Origin of the sequence: Desulfitobacterium sp. LBE (genome assembly GCF_007830365.1) — a bacterium.
Taxonomy (GTDB): Bacteria; Bacillota; Desulfitobacteriia; order Desulfitobacteriales; family Desulfitobacteriaceae; genus Desulfitobacterium; species Desulfitobacterium hafniense.
The window spans coordinates 2,247,613-2,264,832 of sequence record NZ_VLKD01000001.1 but is presented as its reverse complement, the minus strand read 5'-3'; the positions used below and the strand labels follow the sequence as shown (position 1 = coordinate 2,264,832).

Annotated in this window: 15 protein-coding genes; 12 read left to right on the top strand and 3 right to left on the bottom strand. The window is 44.4% G+C overall.

Going from position 1 to position 17,220, the window contains the following annotated elements; genetic code table 11:
* The first annotated feature begins 93 nt into the window (after positions 1–93).
* The 3 genes from DESLBE_RS10705 to DESLBE_RS10695 all read left to right on the top strand — a co-directional run bounded on the left by DESLBE_RS10705 (position 94) and on the right by DESLBE_RS10695 (position 2,873).
* Positions 94–834, top strand: coding sequence for a polysaccharide deacetylase family protein (locus tag DESLBE_RS10705; protein WP_011461631.1), 741 nt, complete (start codon positions 94–96; stop codon positions 832–834).
* A 69-nt stretch (positions 835–903) separates the two neighbouring features.
* Positions 904–1,548, top strand: a complete 645-nt coding sequence (locus DESLBE_RS10700) for a hypothetical protein (protein WP_011461630.1) — start codon at positions 904–906, stop codon at positions 1,546–1,548.
* 134 nt (positions 1,549–1,682) lie between these two features.
* A complete protein-coding gene (locus DESLBE_RS10695; protein ID WP_144676713.1) occupies positions 1,683–2,873 on the top strand; it encodes an anaerobic nitric oxide reductase flavorubredoxin in 1,191 nt (396 codons plus the stop codon).
* A 101-nt stretch (positions 2,874–2,974) separates the two neighbouring features.
* Here the strand turns inward: DESLBE_RS10695 and DESLBE_RS10690 are convergent, their stop codons facing one another.
* Entirely contained in the window at positions 2,975–3,619 is a 645-nt protein-coding gene (locus tag DESLBE_RS10690) for a hemolysin III family protein (protein ID WP_026198861.1), read from the bottom strand.
* A gap of 229 nt (positions 3,620–3,848) precedes the next feature.
* On the opposite strand from DESLBE_RS10690, the gene DESLBE_RS10685 reads away from it, so the two are divergent.
* Complete coding sequence (locus DESLBE_RS10685; RefSeq protein ID WP_058490752.1) at positions 3,849–4,307, top strand: PspC domain-containing protein; 459 nt, start codon at positions 3,849–3,851, stop codon at positions 4,305–4,307.
* 1 nt (position 4,308) lies between these two features.
* A complete protein-coding gene (locus DESLBE_RS10680; protein ID WP_144676711.1) occupies positions 4,309–5,271 on the top strand; it encodes a DUF5668 domain-containing protein in 963 nt (320 codons plus the stop codon).
* 96 nt (positions 5,272–5,367) lie between these two features.
* On the opposite strand, the gene speD is transcribed toward DESLBE_RS10680, so the two are convergent.
* Complete coding sequence (speD, locus tag DESLBE_RS10675; RefSeq protein ID WP_011461599.1) at positions 5,368–6,198, bottom strand: adenosylmethionine decarboxylase; 831 nt, start codon at positions 6,196–6,198, stop codon at positions 5,368–5,370.
* Between the two features lie 286 nt (positions 6,199–6,484).
* Here speD and DESLBE_RS10670 point away from each other — a divergent pair, with 286 nt between their 5' ends.
* On the top strand, positions 6,485–7,081 hold the full coding sequence (locus DESLBE_RS10670; RefSeq protein WP_144676709.1) for a superoxide dismutase: 597 nt from the start codon (positions 6,485–6,487) through the stop codon (positions 7,079–7,081).
* Positions 7,082–7,167: 86 nt separating this feature from the next.
* Here DESLBE_RS10670 and DESLBE_RS10665 read toward each other — a convergent pair whose 3' ends face one another.
* On the bottom strand, positions 7,168–9,327 hold the full coding sequence (locus DESLBE_RS10665; protein WP_144676706.1) for a bifunctional diguanylate cyclase/phosphodiesterase: 2,160 nt from the start codon (positions 9,325–9,327) through the stop codon (positions 7,168–7,170).
* A 262-nt stretch (positions 9,328–9,589) separates the two neighbouring features.
* On the opposite strand from DESLBE_RS10665, the gene DESLBE_RS10660 reads away from it, so the two are divergent.
* The 6 genes from DESLBE_RS10660 to pstA all read left to right on the top strand — a co-directional run bounded on the left by DESLBE_RS10660 (position 9,590) and on the right by pstA (position 17,216).
* Positions 9,590–10,294 carry a response regulator transcription factor gene (locus DESLBE_RS10660; protein WP_041272621.1) on the top strand — a complete coding sequence of 235 codons (705 nt, stop codon included), beginning with the start codon at positions 9,590–9,592 and terminating at the stop codon, positions 10,292–10,294.
* 172 nt (positions 10,295–10,466) lie between these two features.
* Positions 10,467–11,126 (top strand): phosphate signaling complex protein PhoU, encoded by a 660-nt coding sequence (phoU, locus tag DESLBE_RS10655; protein WP_011461595.1) that lies wholly within the window; start codon positions 10,467–10,469, stop codon positions 11,124–11,126.
* 484 nt (positions 11,127–11,610) lie between these two features.
* Positions 11,611–14,028, top strand: coding sequence for a methyl-accepting chemotaxis protein (locus DESLBE_RS10650; RefSeq protein WP_243131286.1), 2,418 nt, complete (start codon positions 11,611–11,613; stop codon positions 14,026–14,028).
* 239 nt (positions 14,029–14,267) lie between these two features.
* Complete coding sequence (locus DESLBE_RS10645) at positions 14,268–15,284, top strand: PstS family phosphate ABC transporter substrate-binding protein (RefSeq protein WP_011461593.1); 1,017 nt, start codon at positions 14,268–14,270, stop codon at positions 15,282–15,284.
* Between the two features lie 100 nt (positions 15,285–15,384).
* On the top strand, positions 15,385–16,308 hold the full coding sequence (pstC, locus tag DESLBE_RS10640; protein WP_011461592.1) for a phosphate ABC transporter permease subunit PstC: 924 nt from the start codon (positions 15,385–15,387) through the stop codon (positions 16,306–16,308).
* A 2-nt stretch (positions 16,309–16,310) separates the two neighbouring features.
* The gene (gene pstA, locus DESLBE_RS10635) at positions 16,311–17,216 is read left to right on the top strand and encodes a phosphate ABC transporter permease PstA (RefSeq protein ID WP_050754238.1); all 906 of its coding nucleotides are present in this window, start codon (positions 16,311–16,313) and stop codon (positions 17,214–17,216) included.
* The last annotated feature ends 4 nt before the right edge of the window (positions 17,217–17,220 follow it).

The following is a 17,220-nucleotide window of genomic DNA, read 5'->3' as shown; positions in this document are numbered from 1 at the left end:
AAACCCTTCCTTGTCGATATCTTTTTTTGTTTAGAGAATTGTGTTTGGAACAGGCATAAATGCATATGTTTAAACATCGGGCTAAGAGGAGGGATGGATTTGCGGATCATTATCTTTAGCCGCAAAGGGTTGCGTTTGAGTATGATGGTTCTAGGGCTGGTGCTGCTGGGAATCGGTATCCGTTATACGGACTTGGCTTTTCCGGCTATTACGAAGCATCCGGGAACCTATTATTTAGTTCATACAGAAGAAAAAGTGATGGCCCTGACCTTTGATGACGGGCCTGATCCTCTTTATACGGGATATATACTCGATGTGCTCAAAGAAAAGAATGTCAAAGCCACCTTCTTCGTCTTGGGAGAAAGTGCTAAGAATAATCCGGATTTATTGCTGCGGGCCCGCCAGGAGGGACATGAGATTGGCAATCATGGCTATTCTCATACTTACACCCCCAGCAAATTTGTTCAAGAGCTGATTCGTACCGATGAGGTTTTGCAGGAAGTGCTTCAGGAGCGCACGGCCTTTTACCGACCGCCGGGAGGAGTTATTTCCAACGCAGTTTTGGCGGGGGTTAAGGAGCAAGGGCATATTTTAACTCTTTGGAGTATCGACAGCAGGGATTGGGTGAATCCGGGGCCGGCCCAAATCGTTCAAAATGTAGTCAACAACAGCTTTCCGGGAGGGATCATTTTGCTTCATGACGGGGGAGAGAAGCGGGAGCAAACCATCCGGGCCTTAGGTCCGATCATTGACCGGCTGAGGGAGCAGGGCTATCGTTTTGTCACCGTTTCCGAACTGAGGAATTTTGAAAGCGTGAAACCAGTACAAAAATAAGGAAATGGTAACCCAGCCCTGCTTGAGGAATATAATACCATATAGAGCAGAGAGAGGAAGGGCGGATGGTTGGTGTATGGATCTATAACAGATTACTCATCTTATGCAGATTCTTATCTTTCAAATTATCCAAGACCCAGCTTTCTTGGTCATATTAAACGGACTGCGCCGATTCCTCCCCAGGAAGAAGAAGAGCGGTTTGAGGCCAAGAGAGCGGCACACGCAAATGTATGGCTGTTGGTTCCGGCGATGACAGGAACTGTGGCCTATTATTTGTTCACTTCGATATTCAGAGGAATAAGGCAAAGGGAAGAAGAGGATAAGGCCGTAGCAGGCAAGATTGGCAGCGTGGTCTATACGGGTATTGTTACGGCAGGACTATCAGCTTATATTTATTCTGTTCTTATTTTAGCAGATGGGCATTTGATGGATGTATACTGGCCTATTGCCGGTGCCATTACCGTCCAGCTTCTCTATTTTGCCGCAGTCTATACCTGGCTTTACCGTTTGGACTACAGCAGCTTTTCGGCGGAGGTCGAAGATGAGCCGATTGAAGAATTGCTGACCTTTCTTTATTTCAGCATTACCAACTTTGCCACGACGGGGAGCTCTGTGTTTCCGGAATCCATTACAGCCAGGTTGCTGGTGGGGCTGCAGGTACTCTTCTTAGTCTTTTCCTTTACCATGGGGCTGGTTTTCTTCACCAATCCTTGAAAAAAGTGATGAATGGGAAGCCCGATCAAGACCGATCTTTACTTGAGGAAGGATCGGTCTTTTCTGTCGAAAAACTTGCATTTGCGGACAAACTATATTACAGTAATTGCAAATAAGAGAAAGGGGAGTTTTGTATGTCCTTTAAAATCAACGACACCATTACATATGTGGGAAAAATTGACTGGGAGCTCCGTAATTTCCATGGGGAAGAATACTCCACACAGCGGGGATCCTCCTATAACTCTTATCTCATTCGTGATGAGAAAACTGTATTGATCGATACGGTTTGGGAGCCCTTCGGACGTGAGTTCATCGCTAAGCTTAAGCAGGAAATCGACTTAAACGAGATTGATTATATTGTCATGAACCACAATGAAGTGGATCACAGCGGGGCTCTGCCTTTCCTTCTGGAGGAGATCCCGAATACACCGATTTATTGCACTGCCAACGGCAAGAAGATTCTCCAGGGGAGCTATCATCAGGATTGGAATTTCGTCGAGGTCAAGACCGGGGATCGGCTGAATATTGGCAGCCGGGAACTTATTTTCATTGAAGCCAGAATGCTCCATTGGCCGGATACGATGTTCTGCTATTTAACCGGGGATAATATCCTCTTCAGCAATGATGGTTTTGGCCAGCACTTTGCTTCTGAGCATATGTACAACGACTTGGTGGATACCGGTGAGCTCTATGCTGAAGCACTCAAATACTATGCCAACATCCTGACTCCTTTCAGCAAAATGGTCACCGCCAAAATCCAGGAGATCGTGAAGATGGAGCTGCCTATCAGCATGATTTGCCCCAGCCACGGGGTCATTTGGCGGGACAATCCTCTGCAGATTGTGCATAAATATTTGGAGTGGGCTGCCGAGTATCAGGAGGATCAGGTTACGATCCTTTATGATACGATGTGGAATTCCACCCGTAAAATGGCGGAATCCCTTGCCCAGGGAATCCGCCTGGCCAACCCTAAGATTACTGTCAAGCTTTACAACACAGCCCGTTCCGATAGTACCGAGGTGATCGCTCAGGTCTTCCGTTCCAAGGCTATCGCCGTAGGCTCACCAACGGTCAACAATGGCTATCTCTCTTCCATAGCAGCTATTCTGGAAGAGATTAAAGGCATGAAATTCAAGAATAAGAAAGCAGTTCCCTTCGGCAGCTACGGTTGGAGCGGCGAAGTGATCAAGCAGCTGAATGAGGAGCTGAAGAAGGCCGGCTTTGAGGTTGTAGACGAGGGCGTCCGCAGTCTTTGGACCCCCAGTGAAGAGAATCTGCTGGAATGCGTGGAGCTGGGCAAGCGTCTGGCCGCAAGTCTCCAATAGGCAAGGCCTGGTAAGGTTCCGGAAATAGTAATCCCCCTGGATTGAGCAGATATCAGTCAATCCAGGGGGATTTTTGTCTTTTTATGCTTAGCTGGTTTAAATCAGCTGGTCATAGGGACAAAATAAATCAGGATCATCAGAAAATGGATCAGAGTCCCGGCGGCAATAAAGATATGGAAGATTTCGTGAAAGCCAAGATGAAGGCGGGGTATCCGCAGGATTTTGGCAGCATAGATAACAGCTCCCAGAGTATACATCACGCCACCGGCCACCATCATGATCAGGGCACCCAAGGGGAGGTTATGAACCAGCTGCACGATGGGTACCAAGGCGATCCAACCCAGGGTTACATAGAAAGCTGTGGATACATAACGTGGCGCATTAATAAACCATATCTTTAAAACGATTCCGATCACAGCCAGGGTCCAGACAGCGATAAGCATGACCCAACGCCAGACTCCGTCCAAACCATAGTAAAAGACGGGTGTATAGGAACCGCCAATAAGTACATAGATCATCATATGGTCGATTTTGCGTAAAGCAAGCTCTTTTTTGGGGGTGGTCCGCAAGGCATGATAGAGTGAACTGGTTCCATACAAAGCAATGACGCTTATCCCGTAGATGGTCATGGTAATGATCTTGGAGAGACTTCCATAGGATAGGAGTATTAAGGAAACGAGCCCAAACCAGGCGGCAATAAAGGGGATAAAATGAGTCAGGGTATTCATGGGTTCTTTAATTCTCATAGAGGCCTCCTTATCTGAGAGCAGCACGGCTGGCAATAAGTGATACTCTAATTTTAATCCTATCTTGGTGAGAGCGCAAGACCTGTAGCATAACAGGACGTGTTCTTTTCCTAAGATCCTCATAAGATGTTCTGCCCATAAAGGAAAGATTTTATGAGCGGGCTGAAACAATTGGGGATTGCTTTCCGTAATAAAGGTGTAACGATAAATAAACCTCGGAGGGATGAGCATGACAGATAAATTATACCGCTCAGAAACAGATAAAAAAGTGGGTGGAGTCTGCGGGGGACTTGCGGATTACTTTGATATTGACTCTACCTTGATTCGTTTGGTTGTCCTCCTGACCTTCTTCATGGGAGGTGTTGGCTTCTTCCTCTATATCATTGCCTGGGCGGTGATCCCCGTTAATCCGGGCTATAGGGCAGGAGGGGGTTATCACCATGGCGGAACGGTGGTGGATGAGATGAAAGAAAGTGTTCAGGATATCGGCAGCTCTGCCCAAAGCTTCGCCCAGGACTTGAGGACAGCCAACCCATCCCAGAGAAAACGGTATATAGGAATCGGCTTAATGATTCTGGGAGTCATTTTTCTCCTGGATCAATGGTTTCCCCATTTCTTTGCCTGGGGGAAAATGTGGCCCCTCATTTTGATCATCATCGGTATTGGGATTATCATAAGGAGGGATTAAGATGCGCCGAGCTGTGGACTCCGTGTTTAAAGGAATATTCTTGATTCTGCTGGGGATTGTTTTCTTTGCTAATATGTATGGCTTTCTGCCGTGGAACTTTTGGAGCAATGTTCTTGATCTTTGGCCTTTGCTTTTGATTTTCGCAGGACTGGCCTTGTTCTTTAACAAACGCATTCCTTTCAGCGCTGTTCTGGTGGCGTTTCTGATCGGGCTTGTGGGCTATTCGCTGATTTGGGGAAGCCCTGTGCCGGATCGATGGCTCCCGGGCGCTCATGGCTCAGGTCAGGCCCTGGAACTCGCCGCCCCTTTGGAGCCTCAGGTAGAGAAAGCCAGGCTCACCCTAAACTTGGGGGGAGTGGCTATGAGTGTCCAGGGGGTCGATGGGCGGTCGGAGCCGGGTCAATTGGCTAAAGGAACTTATGAATGGAACGGCAGCACCAATTACGGTTCTCCTGAGTTTAACTATAAAACCGATGGAGACACCACGAAGCTGGAGTTCAACTCGGAAAAAAGGCCCCGTTCCAGTGAGAATAAGCTGCTGCTCAATCTCTCCGATCAAGTACACTATACCCAAGTGGAGCTCAATGCAGGAGCCGTTCAAGGGGCTATGGACTTCAGCCTGCTGCAGATTGAAGACCTGGACATCAGCACCGGCGCCAGCGATATTGAGCTGAGATTCGGTGATACGGGCGGCCGGACCAAGCTGGATCTCAGTACCGGTGCCACCAAGCTCAACCTTATCGTGCCGGAGGGCGTAGGTTTAAAGATCAATATGAGCGGCATTGCCAGTGAAACGAATTTTGCCGGAGACGGTTTAATCCTGAGCTCACAGGATTGGGTAAGCCCCAATTATGAAGCGGCCAGGACAAAGATTGACATGGATATCTCCATGGCTGCCGGCAAGATTAACCTTGAGCGCCTTTCAGCTCCCATACAATCTAATGGAAATACCCAATCACTGTAAACGAAAACATGATAATCGGGATGATCAGAAAAACACACCCCGCTCCCTGGATGGAGCGGGGTGTTGAGCAGCCGGGGCTGTTGAGGATGAATCATTCTACATTCTCGGCATATTCTTTCCGTAGAAGATCTCAGCCATTTCTTTCTTCAGCCGTTGTTTGATTTTGCGTTTGTCATTGATGGAAAGTTCTTTTTTGGCGGTGCCAAAGAGATAATTGTCCAGGTCGAAATCTTTAAGGATCATCTTGGTGTGGAAGATATATTCCTGGAAGACCGTAACATCGATCATCTGATAGAGATCCCGGTATTTGCGATCCACATAGTTTTGAATCGAATTGATCTTATGGTCAATGAAGACTTTTTTGCCATCCACATCCCGGGTAAAACCGCGGACACGATAATCGGCGACGATGATATCCGGGGCGAAGCTTTCGATCAGGAAATTAAGGGCCTTCAAAGGAGAAATCTGCCCGCAGGTGGAAACATCGATATCCGCCCGGAAGGTGGAAATCCCGCCGTGGGGATGGCTTTCCGGATAGGTGTGCACGGTAATATGACTTTTATCCAAGTGTGCAACCACTGCATCGGGGAGAGGCCCTTCCTTATCGGTATAGACAGGATCGAAGGGATTATCATCCGGATTCTCCGGGCCTAGATGCTCTTCGGCGATGAGCATGGTGACACTGGCTCCCTGGGGATCGTAATCCTGTTTGGCAATATTTAAAATGTTGGCCCCCACGATCCGGGCGACCTCAGTGACAATGCTGGTCAGTCTTTGCGCGTTGTACTCTTCGTCAATGTATTGTATGTACGCATCCCGGTGTTCCGGCGTTTTGGCATAACATATATCATACATATTGAAACTCAGGGTTTTGGTGAGATTATTGAACCCGTAAAGTTTCAGCTTCTTGAGCGGTTTTACTTCCAATTCTGTGTTCCTCCTAGCGGTTTGATTGATGTACTTTACTTCTCTTGCTGTCCCTATAAAAAATTGGCAATAATCCATCCTTTAGTGAAGAACAAAGGAGGAGAAAAGCTCCTGGGCAAGAATATAAAAAGAATATATCGGTACGCTGTTTTGTATATAAGGATACTATAATACAAGTTTTCCCCCTAGTATAGCATTATTATTTAATATTCCAGTGATATTTCCAGTGAGGTTGAAGATAATAGCAGCAGAGCCAACTGGAAAATAATATTAAGGAGGAAACAATATGCCATATCAATTACCAGAACTACCCTATGCTTATGACGCTTTGGAGCCCCATTATGACGAAGCTACAGTACGACTCCACCACGATATCCATCACAAAGGCTATGTTGATGGATTAAATAACGCGGAGGCTAAGCTGGCCGAAGCCCGTGAAAAGGGCGATTTCGGTCTGGTCAAGCACTGGGAAAGAGAGCTGGCCTTCCATGGCTCCGGACATCTGTTGCACACCCTATTCTGGACGAACATGACTCCTGATGGCGGCGGCACTCCCGCCGGCTCTCTGGGAGAAAGAATCAGCCAGGACTTTGGTTCTTTCGAGGCCTTTAAGAAGCAATTCTCCGCCGCCGCTGTGGCCGTCGAAGGTTCCGGCTGGGCAGTGCTTGTCTGGAATCCTGAATTTAAAAAACTGGAGATTCTGCAAGCCGAAAAGCATCAGAATCTCACCCAGTGGGGAGCTGTGCCCCTCCTTACGGTGGATGTCTGGGAGCATGCCTATTATCTGAAATACCAGAATAAACGGGCAGCCTGGGTGGAGACCTGGTGGAACCTCGTCAACTGGGCGGATGTGTCCCAAAGATTTGACAAAGCAGCAAAGTAATCTGAGCTGCAACCTGATCAAGAATTAAAGAAGACTAAATAGGCTGTGGAAACGATACGTTTTCCACAGCCTGTTTTTTTGTGATCTCATTCCCGCAAGAGGAAGTAATTGCAGTGTGCTTTCTTAGCTTCGCGTTTCACAGCGGCGATGCGCTCAGATAGCGTTGCCGGGGTCCAGGCGGTATGGGGATAGATGATGAGTCCGGCTAAGGCCAGACTTAAATCCTGGGCTCCTTGCAGGGCAGAGAGCTGTTCCTGGAAACTGAGCAGAATGGTTTCGCCCAGGGTTTTGGTGACATTCTGAGTGGTGAGGATGATAAAATCATCTCCGCCCACATGACCCACAAAAGCCAGATCGTCGGCCTTCAGGGAGTCCTGCATAAGAATTTTCCCCAGCAGCTTAATAATGGAGTCCCCATATTGAAAACCATAGGTATCGTTAAAGGCCTTGAATTTATTAAGGTCAGCGTAAATCATCCCGAAAGCATTGCCGGAGTTTAAGCGCCGTTTAATTTCCTGCTCAATGGCACTATTGCCAGGCAGGCCTGTTAAGGGACTGGCCCCTTGAGCGATTTGCAGCTGTGTATCAGACATGGCTTTAATTAAGGAGGCCACGCGAATCATCCCGATGGGTTTTTGTTGCTGAACGACGACAATGCCATCATAGAGATGGGCGTCAGGACGGGCCATAGCTAAACTGGAGGCCACCTCGATGGGTGTGGTATCTTCGATCAGCAATTGTTTGTTATTCATAAGGCTGGTGACCGGCCGCTGGCTATAAAGGCTGACACCAAAGGGAGTGGCTAAGGCCGAATATAAATTGTCACGCTGGACGACCCCCAGCAATTCACCCTTATCCGCAACCCCAATCAGCCAAATCTTGGCATGCTCCTCAAAATAATTTTGCACGGCATTGACCGTGGTCTGCGGCGTTACCAGGGGCAGGGGCTCAAGAAGGTGTTGAACGGTTTTTTCGGAATTAAAGCTCAGCCTTTGCTGTGATTGGACGATTTGGGTGACCGGGTCACTAAGTTCCGGGCGGGTAAAGGAAGGTTTGGCGATGAAGTAACCTTGTACATAATCAGCCCCCAGCTGGACAACCGTCCGCATTTCTTCCTGGGTTTCCACTCCTTCAGCAAGAATCCGGCAGCCGATACGCCGCGAGAAAGTCACAAAGGTTTCGAAGAGTGCCCATTTGATCGGGTCCAAATGAATTCCCTGAATTAGACAACGGTCTATTTTCAGAAAATCAGGGTGCAATTCGGCGATGGACTGTAGTGAAGAGTACCCTGCTCCAACGTCATCCAGGGCAATGAGATAGCCCTGTTTCCGGTAATGCTCCAAAGCTTCACGAAAGGTCCCGTAGTTGGCAATGGCGCTGCGCTCAGTGATCTCCAAGACCACATCTGAGGGAGTTAAACCTTGAGTTTCGAGGAGTCTGCGGGTTTGGCCCGAGGAAAACTCAGGATCGGTCAGAACCTGGGGTTCCACATTAAGGAACAGCAATTCTTTGGGGCGAAGAATTTGCGAAGAGTTAAGGATGGCGGTGCGGCGGCAAATCGTTTCGACAGGATAGAGCTGGCCGATTTTCTCGGCGAAAGGAAAAAGATCAGCGATGCCGGCGAAAGAACTGGGTGGTTTAAGGCGCGCCAAGGCTTCAAAACCGAAGAATTCTCCGCTTACCACATCCAAAATAGGTTGAAAGGCTGAGCTTAGATAGGTCTGCGGTTCCTCGAGAAGGCGGTTAACCTCTTCTCGGTGCGAAAAATATAAAGGATCAGGCTCCGATTTGTTGAGCAGAAAGGCCTCTTTCAAGGCGCCGTATAAGAGATAATCCACACTGCGTCCGGGTTGGGGTTTGCATTCCACCAGTCCCGAATGGAGGGTAATGGTTTCGTTGACGAGCCGCTGGATTCGATGGTTGATGCGTGACTCTAAGGTTGGCACAAATTCCGGAATAAGCTTGGCAATGCTCCAAGGAGTGTTTTCGTTAGGTGCAAAATAGAATAAAAAATCATCGCCTCCTTGATAATCCAGGAGAATAGTGTGAAAAAGATGCATATAGTTATGTAAGGTATGTTTCATTTCGGTTAAAACCAGGTCAAGAATCTGAGCGCATGCCCGATAGCCCTGCCTGAATTCGACTTCATGAAATTTGGCAATATCTAAATAGAGCACCCATAGGGAATGGCCGCTTTGCAGAAGCTGGGAAAGTTTTTCATGATGAATCCCTGAGTTTCTGATCATAGGTAAGAACCCTTTCTAATCGATTCTTTACATAGTCCGCGTTAACTTAGATTTTATCGGCAGAACATCAAATTATAGTTAATATTGTGTCAAGGCAAGATTAATTTATGGTCATTATCCGCTGATCTATTTGGGATGGAGTGTTTTCTTAACCATAACTTAACGCAAGCTTCATCTTGACTTAACAAGAAATTATTATGATAAATGTAAAGAATAAAGGTTCGACTTGTGATGAACGTAATGGACTGTCTTGGAGGATACTATGGTGAAGATTTTGCTCGTTGAAGACGATGTAATCATTCAAGAGCTTGTAAACTACAATCTACAACGTGAAGGCTATACTGTAATCATCGCCGAAGAAGGGAATAGTGCCTTACAGTTATTAGATAAGGAGAAGCCGGATCTTGTACTTTTGGATGTGATGCTTCCGGAATTGGATGGGCTGGAAGTGTGCAAAAAAATCCGAGGGAACCAAGAGACAGCAAGCCTCCCCATCATTATGCTCAGTGCCCGGGATGAGGTGGCTGATCGGGTCATTGGCCTGGAGCTTGGTGCAGATGATTATGTCACCAAACCTTTCAGTCCCCGGGAGTTATTAGCACGGATTAAGGCCCGCTTGAGAGAAGAAAAACGCAATTCAACCCCCCTGCCGACTTCTCTTACTTGGGGTGACTTAGAGATCTGGCCTGAGAGCTATATGGTCACGGTAAAAGGCGAGTATGTCACCCTTACGGGCAAGGAATTTGATCTGCTGCATATTTTTATGAAACGCCCCAACCAGGTCTTCAGCAGAGAGTACCTCTTGCAGAAAGTCTGGGGATATACAATAAGCGGGGATACAAGAACTGTAGATGTTCATATAAGTAACTTAAGGAGTAAGCTCAAATCCATTTCCCCTATTATTGAATCTGTACGAGGGGTTGGTTACCGTTTGGCTGTAAACCACTCTAAGCCCAAAGACTTCTAAGGGAATTTGTCTACAATATAAAGTGCTGAGACGGAGTCATGTTTACGTGATAAAGATATATGGTATAATAAATATATTTCATAGAAAATAGTTTAAGATCGGATCAGCATCCAGCTTATGAGAAGGATTGAGCATAAGTTTTAAGGCTATTGTTGAAAAAGGAGGCTTTCAATTGGCTAATCGGCAAATGTTTGACAAATCCTTAGAGGAACTCAATGTAAAAGTGTTTGAATTAGGAAAGAAAGTAAATTCCCGGGTGGATGCAGCCATAAAATCCTTGGCTAATCAGGATTTAGAGCTGGCCAATAAAGTAGTTACCGGGGATTTGGAAATTAATGAACTGCAGGCAGACATTGAAGAGACCTGCATGCATTTAATTGCTCAACAACAGCCTTTTGCTAAAGATCTGCGCAAAATCGTGGCAGCTTTTAAAATCTCTATCAACCTGGAAAGAATAGGAGATTTATCCGTTGACGTGGCCAAGCATACCCTCCGTACAGGTAGTCAGGAACTATTGAAGCCCTTAGTGGATTTGCCGAGGATGGCCGACTTGGTTCAGCAAATGGTGATTAAGGGAATTGAAGCCTATAAAGCGGAAGATGCGGAAGCAGCCAAAGCTATGGCCCTCATGGATGATGAAGTCGATCACCTCTATGCCCAAGTCTTCCGTGATTTGCTTGTCTTCATGATGGAAGCTCCCAAAACGATTAATCAAGCAACCTATCTCATTTTTGTAGGAAGATTCTTGGAGCGTATGGGAGATTATTGCACCAATATCGCTGAAGAAGTCGTTTATGTGGAAACAGGAAAAAGAACGGATCTTAATCAATAGTAAAAAACAGAAGTGAAATTGTGAACAGGAAAAATAATGCGAAAGCCCAAGCAGAGAGCTATTACTCCGAAAGGAGGAATAGCTCTTTCTTATTTTTAGTTCGTTATTTAATTTTATTGTCGGACCGAGCAAAAGAACAGTTTGCCTTGTGCGCCGTGATATGTGTACTTTCTCAATAACAAAAAAAATACCGCTAAAAGCGGTACGGTGCGAGGAAGACTCCTCTATATATAAAAAAAGTAAGAAGGATGTTGTAATACTTACTATAGCAGGAGGTTGTTAAATATCTACTCAAATTGCGTAAAAATTATGTAAAGTCCGGATAAATAGACAGCCGGCCGGAAAGTTCAAAAAATCTTAGGAGTTACCTAATACTTTACATAAACTTTACAATCAGGAAACGAAATTTATACAATCCAGTGCTAAGATTATCATGAAAATTACAATAAGAATTTGAAACATAGAGGTATGGAGGATTTATAGGATGAAATTAAAAAAGTATTTCATAGTTCCTATGGGAAAAAGCCTGAAAAGGCTCTTTTCAAAAATCAAAAATATATTATTTTCAATTAAAGATGCCAGATTTATCTCCCGAATTAAAGGTTTTAAGGTTAAAGATCTTTTGATTAGAATTAAGGGTATACAACCAGGTGATATCTTGAGCGGGGTCAAAAGTATTAATCTGGATGACTTAAAAATACATAACAAATTGATTCTTATGGTTTTGCTGACGGTTCTTATTCCGCTTATGGTCTTAAGTATAATATTTATGAACAGCGCGAGTAACAAAATTAAGGAACAGGTATTAAATGCTAATGAGTTGTATACTACATTGACCAAAGAAAGGATGGATGAGTACTTTTACAACAGAGAAGCCGATGCCCGGATCCTGGCGAATTCGAAAGTGGTTACGGAAGGAATCGCTAAGCTTAATAGTTTTGATAACACCAAACTTGAAGAAGAGATGATCGCTGAAAGTTTCAAGGAGTTCCTTGATGTTGCGATGGAAAGTCACGATTATACAGATATTGTGATTACCAATAAATATGGGGAAATAGTTTTTTGCAATGAATATGAGGAAAATGATATGGCCCCTTTGATGGTTGCCGGAGATTTCAAAGAAAAAGCAATGCAAGGGGAACAGAATTGGTCAAAAATCTTTAGAAATACCTATATTGATGACAATCTCATCGTTTTGGCGACACCCGTTTATTCTAATGCCGATGGTACGGAACCCATTGGAGCATTGAGCATCATTTTGAATCAGAGCAAGATCAACAGCATTGTCCAAAATGGCATTGATAAATTGGGCATATCGGCTGAATCTTACTTAATCGATTCGAAAGGATTGCTTCTTACCAATACCATGAAAGATCAAGCGGCGGCTCATATTCCTTTGAAAGACTCTGTCGAGACATACGCAGTGGATATTCTTGCCGAACCAATAACTAAAAAAGATATTGAATTCAATAAAACCAGCAATTACAAAAATTATGCGGGAGATCTTGTCATTGGTACTTTATCCATAACCAAGATAGGAGACTATTTTGCCGGTTTAGTTATTGAGGTTGAAGAAAATGAGGCGTATGGAAGTATCGAAGAATTAAAGACAAGTTTATTGATTATTGTTGCCGTCATTCTTTTGATAGCGATTATGTTTGCGGTCATCATAGCGCAATCCATAACGAAACCTATCAGAGAAGTTATTGGGGTTACGAATGAAATCGCCAATTATAATTTAACAAACTTTGGCATCAAAAAAGTCGCCAATAAAGAAACAAAAGCCCATGGCAGGAAGACTGAAAATCAGAATAAGCTAACTATAAAAGATGGAGAAACTGCAGAATTAAGCAAAATAGAAAAACCGGTTAACGCTGAAGAGATAATACGAAAAGACGAGATTGGCGATTTAGAGCGCTCTATCTTAAAAATAAGAGATAATCTAAAGAATATCATTCAAGAGGTTGAGAGCTCGGCCCGCGAAGTGGCAGCGTCTTCCCAAGAGCTTAATTTAAATGCTCAACAAGCATCACAGTCCATAGAACAAGTAGTAGAGAATATTTCGGATATTAACAAAAGATCTCTTGAGCAGGCTCAAGCTGTTCGGGAAAGCTCCGAAAAATCCCAAGAATTAAGCAATATTATTATGAAAGATATCAAAAATTTGGAAGAGATGACCAAAGCAACTGACGGGGTCAATCAGTTAGTGGATTCGGGTTTAATCATCATCAAAAGTTTATCTAATATTACAAGCGAATCCAGTGAAGCAAACAGCGAAGTATATTCCAGTATTATCAAATCCACTGAAAACTCCCAAAAAATCGAGGGGGCCAGTAAACTTATCACCGGAATTGCCGAACAAACCAATCTACTGGCTTTAAATGCGGCTATCGAAGCGGCAAGAGCAGGTCAGCACGGTCGGGGATTCGGAGTAGTTGCGGAAGAGATTAGAAAACTTGCGGAGCAATCTAAAGAATCCACTCGAATTATCGATAAAATAGTTAATGAATTAAAAAAGAATAATACCGATACGGTTCAAACTATGGAAAAATTAGTGAAGATCAATGGCGAACAAGTGGGGAGTGTTAGGGTAACTCAGGATAAGTATCTGGAAATCGCTAAAGCAATAAAAATAGTTGAGGAAAAGGTGAAAACGCTGAATAGGTCAAGCTTAGAAATGGATGGCATGCGGTTGGAAGTGGAAGAAAGACTGCAAAGATCCGTCGGGATGACAGAAGAAAATTCTGCCGTCATAAGCAAAGTATCAGAATCCATGGAAGAGCAAGCGGCTTCTATTCAGGAGATCACAAGTGCCTCAGAAATGTTGGATGAATGCGCACAACACCTTCAGGTTTTGGTAAGTCACTTTAAAATAGAAGACCCAATTGCCGATGCAAATTAACCTAAACTTAACAATGAGTTAACCTCAAAAAAACAATGGCTTGCTATACTTGGTTTATGCAAATGAGCATGACTGTTTCCGAGAATACACATAATAGCAGTATCATTTGCATAAAAGGGAGTCGTAATTCCTGAGAGGACTCTCGGCGAAAAGGAGGTAGAGTCACTAAGAGGAAGGCTGACTGGAAAATTTAAGTCATAGTTTAACTTTTGAGATGATTTCAAGGAGGGTTTTTGTTAATGTTTAAAAGGAAAGTTCTAGCGGCTATTTTAGGAGTAGGTATGGTTCTGTCTTTAGCCGGTTGTGGCCAGCAAACCAACCAGCCAAGTGAGCAAACACCGTCAGGAGCAAACAATAATGAACCAGCACAAACTGAAAAATTAAGCGGTGATGTCATTATTGATGGTTCCGGTACCGTTTATCCGTTAATGTCACATATTGCTGAAAACTATATGACCAGTGTTCAGCCTGATGTCAACGTACAGGTTGGACGGGCAGGCTCCAGTGCCGGCTTTAAAAAGTTCATTCCTGGGGAACTTGATTTTTCCGATGCTTCCAGAAAAATTAAAAGCGAGGAAGTTGATGAGCTGAAAGCCAAAGGCTTGGAAATGGGAACCAATGTTTTGGAAATTAAGCTTGCTTACGACGGATTGACCATCGTTATCAATAAAAACAACGATTGGGCGAAAGAAATGACCGACGATGAGATTATCAAAATGTTTACTTCGAAAGCCGTTAAAGGAGACGACAAAGTGCTCTGGTCCGATATTCGCCCCGAGTGGCCTAAAGAAGAAGTTAAATTCTACGGACCTAATGAGAATCACGGAACCTATGAGTTCTTCTATGAAACCATTTTAGGTAAAAAAGACCTGGTTGCCTCCGTAAATCTGCAGCAAGAATATCCCACACTGGTTGATCTGGTTTCTAAAGATAAAAATGCCATCGCCTTCTTTGGATATGGATACTATGCAAGCAACACGGATAAGCTGACAGCCGTTAAAGTGGACTTTGGTAAAGGACCTGTCGCTCCGGAACTTAAGACAATTGGTGAAGATCTTGACTATGCAGGATTCACTCGTCTGGTATACACTTACTTGAACCTGAACTATGCTAAAGAAAAACCCCAGGTTTTGGATTATGCTAAATATGTAGTATCAAACGAAGGTGCTAAAAAATTGGCTGCAGATAATGGATTTGCCCCCCTGCCCGATTCAATGTATGCAGAGTACGCTTCAACTTTAGAAGCACTTAAGTAATCCATTTGTTCACATAAATTTTAGGGTGGGAAGTTTTGCTTTAAATTTCCCGTCCTAGAATTTTTGTGTTTGTTTAAAAAACGGGGGTTAGAGGTGAACTATGGAGGACACAACAAAGGTAAGAGAGACTATCCGCAATAATATTGCCAATAAAAAAGATATTTCCGATAAAATTATGCCGAATATTTTCCTGCTCATGGCATCCATATCTATCTTAACGACCTTTGCTATAGTATTTATTTTAGTATCGGATGCGAGTAAGTTCTTTAGCGCAGTCCCCTTGACAGAAATATTCAGTACAGAATTAGCGCCATTAAGAAAAGACCCTTCGTTTGGAATTTTGCCCCTGCTTTGCGGAACCATCATGACAACCATCATAGCCATGTTGGTCGCAGTGCCCATAGGCCTCGCCGCGGCGATTTTTTTAAGTCAGTTTGCTACGGACAAAATAAGGAAAGTTCTTAAACCTTTAATGGAAATCCTGGCGGGTATCCCCACCATCGTGTACGGATTCTTTGCGTATTCCTTTGTAACTCCCTTGCTTATGAATATCATACCTTCTCTGCAGGCTAAAAATGTGCTGAGCCCGGGGATTGTTATGGGAATTATGATTATCCCTATGGTGGCTTCCTTATCGGAGGATGCTATGAACTCAGTACCGGAAATCATCAGAGAAGGTTCATTAGGCTTAGGTGCCACAAAATTGGAAACCACATTCAAGGTGATTATTCCGGGGGCCATTTCAGGAATTATGGCTTCCATTGTTTTAGCAATATCCAGAGCCATAGGTGAGACCATGATTGTGACCATCGCCAGCGGCAGCTCAAAGAATTTCACTCTCGATATAACCCAATCTATGCAAACCATGACGGCTTACATTGTGGAATTTACAAGCGGGGATGCGGGGAGCGGGACATTAGGCTATTACAGTCTTTATGCAGTAGGCTTGATACTGTTTATCTTTACCTTAGGCATCAACCTGCTTGCCCAATATATTTCCCGCAAGTATAGAGAGGTGTATTGACGATGAGCATGAACGAAGGGTATAGCAGCCGCCCTAAATTTATAATAGACAGCAAACGCATTGACAACAGAATAAAAGTGAATATTATGCTGAAGTATCTGTTCTCTTTTTCGACAATATTTTCTCTATTAGTGCTTGGGGTTCTTCTTTATCAAGTCGGGGTGGATAGTATTGGCTGGCTGGATCTTCAATTTCTAACGAGCAATCTTTCCATATTTCCTCATAAGGCCGGGATTTATGGAGTCATACTGGGAACCGTCATGATGATGTTGATTGTTATACCCGTTACGACGGTTCTCGGTGTTTCCACGGCTATTTATCTGGAAGAATACGCCCAGAAGGGCAAGCTTCAATATTTGATTAATGTGAATATATCGAATCTGGCCAGTGTACCTTCCGTTATTTTCGGATTATTAGGCTTGACTGTGTTCGGAAGGCTGATGAATCTGGGCTCAAGTATTTTAGCGGGAGGCCTGACCATGTCTTTGCTGGTACTCCCCATTGTCGTGGTAGCCGCTCAGGAGGCTATTCGGGCTGTGCCGAGTTTTTTGAGAGAAGCGTCTTATGCCATGGGGGCCGACAAATGGACCACGGTGAGAAAGGTTGTTCTCCCAGTGGCTCTGCCCGGGATTCTGACCGGTACCATTTTAGCCATGTCCAGGGCAATCGGCGAGACAGCGCCTTTAGTTGTGCTAGGAATTCCTACGCTTATTATGAAGTTCCCCACCTCGGTCATGGATAATTTTACGGCATTGCCTATACAGATTTATTATTGGACCCTGGATTCCGTGCTAAAACCCGAGTACGCCAATCTCGCCGCCGCAACCATTGTTGTCTTGCTCGCCATCCTATTTTTAATGAACTCTGTAGCTATTATCATACGGAACAAGTTCCAACAACGCTTCTAAACAG

Excerpts from the sequence above, each read along its gene's own strand:
- DESLBE_RS10660 (WP_041272621.1), top strand. The coding sequence starts at position 9,590 with ATGGTGAAGATTTTGCTCGTTGAAGACGATGTAATCATTCAAGAGCTT.
- pstA (WP_050754238.1), top strand. The coding sequence starts at position 16,311 with ATGAGCATGAACGAAGGGTATAGCAGCCGCCCTAAATTTATAATAGAC.
- DESLBE_RS10680 (WP_144676711.1), top strand. The coding sequence starts at position 4,309 with ATGCGCCGAGCTGTGGACTCCGTGTTTAAAGGAATATTCTTGATTCTG.
- DESLBE_RS10665 (WP_144676706.1), bottom strand. The coding sequence starts at position 9,327 with ATGATCAGAAACTCAGGGATTCATCATGAAAAACTTTCCCAGCTTCTG.
- DESLBE_RS10650 (WP_243131286.1), top strand. The coding sequence starts at position 11,611 with ATGAAATTAAAAAAGTATTTCATAGTTCCTATGGGAAAAAGCCTGAAA.
- DESLBE_RS10695 (WP_144676713.1), top strand. The coding sequence starts at position 1,683 with ATGTCCTTTAAAATCAACGACACCATTACATATGTGGGAAAAATTGAC.
- DESLBE_RS10645 (WP_011461593.1), top strand. The coding sequence starts at position 14,268 with ATGTTTAAAAGGAAAGTTCTAGCGGCTATTTTAGGAGTAGGTATGGTT.
- pstC (WP_011461592.1), top strand. The coding sequence starts at position 15,385 with ATGGAGGACACAACAAAGGTAAGAGAGACTATCCGCAATAATATTGCC.
- DESLBE_RS10685 (WP_058490752.1), top strand. The coding sequence starts at position 3,849 with ATGACAGATAAATTATACCGCTCAGAAACAGATAAAAAAGTGGGTGGA.
- DESLBE_RS10705 (WP_011461631.1), top strand. The coding sequence starts at position 94 with ATGGATTTGCGGATCATTATCTTTAGCCGCAAAGGGTTGCGTTTGAGT.
- DESLBE_RS10670 (WP_144676709.1), top strand. The coding sequence starts at position 6,485 with ATGCCATATCAATTACCAGAACTACCCTATGCTTATGACGCTTTGGAG.
- DESLBE_RS10690 (WP_026198861.1), bottom strand. The coding sequence starts at position 3,619 with ATGAGAATTAAAGAACCCATGAATACCCTGACTCATTTTATCCCCTTT.